1 protein-coding gene is annotated in these 935 nt (G+C 43.2%); it reads left to right on the top strand.

The window, feature by feature from the left end; translation table 11 throughout:
* The coding region (locus HMPREF2955_RS09840; RefSeq protein WP_139145537.1) for a transposase at positions 1 to 490 on the top strand (490 nt) is incomplete at its 5' end.
* Positions 491 to 935 lie beyond the last annotated feature (445 nt).

Below are 935 nucleotides of genomic sequence, written 5' to 3'. Positions count from 1 at the left end.
CACCACCACGCTTCGCGGTGGGGAGTGCTGTGGACACCAAGGACGCAAGAGAAGGACGACCACCAATGCCATCTATGACACAAACTGGCAAGGCATACCGCTTGCCATGTCCACACCTGTTTCGGGTTCTCACAACAACCTTCACAACATCTCCCTGGTTCTTCAGGATTTACTCGCAGGGATTAAGGACTCTGGCCTGTCCGTATCAGGGCTCTTTCTCAATGCAGATGGCGGTTTTGACTCTGCACAATTCAGGCGGAATTGCCATCAGCAGGAGGTGTTCCCAAACGTCGCCTTCAATAAGCGTAGAGGAATGCGGAGAGATGACGAGTTACTTGATGAGCTGCTTTACAAGGAGAGATACAGCATTGAAAGGACCAATGCGTGGATGGATTCATACAGGAGCGTGCTCAACAGGTTCGATACAACACAAACCAGTTGGGAGGGATGGAGCTATATCGCATTTATACTGATTTTCCCGAAAAGATAAGAAAGAGGAAAAGGTCTAGATGACTTCAACTAAAAAAATCACCAACTCAAAAAATCAAAAGCTTAAATTATTACTTTTTATTTTACAACACCACTCCAATTTCCACGCCGTTCTAGCGAAAACATAGGCCATAAAGTAGGTAAATCGCCCCTATTTCTTGGTTTTCACGACTTTCAATATGTTCAATTTTAAGAAAAAGACCTGCATTTTGCACCATTTAGCCCTTCTAGATTGGTTGCCAACTCGAAATTTTTAAGCCCAATTACACGCTTTTAGCCCCTAAAATCTCACTTTTTAACCACTATTTTGCCCTTTTCGGTCACGTGTTTCATGGTTCTAAAAGGTTTTGTTTATACCATTGCTGTGAATGTTTATGCTTTTCGTCTTGCGTTTTGCACCATTTTGCCTTGTGTTTTGCACCATTTTACCTTGCGTTTAGCATCAA

Origin of the sequence: Prevotella sp. HMSC073D09 (assembly GCF_001814145.1) — a bacterium.
GTDB classification, from domain to species: domain Bacteria; phylum Bacteroidota; class Bacteroidia; order Bacteroidales; family Bacteroidaceae; genus Prevotella; species Prevotella conceptionensis.
The sequence above is the reverse complement of the archived record's forward strand: the minus strand, read 5'-3'. Positions and strand labels throughout refer to the sequence as shown.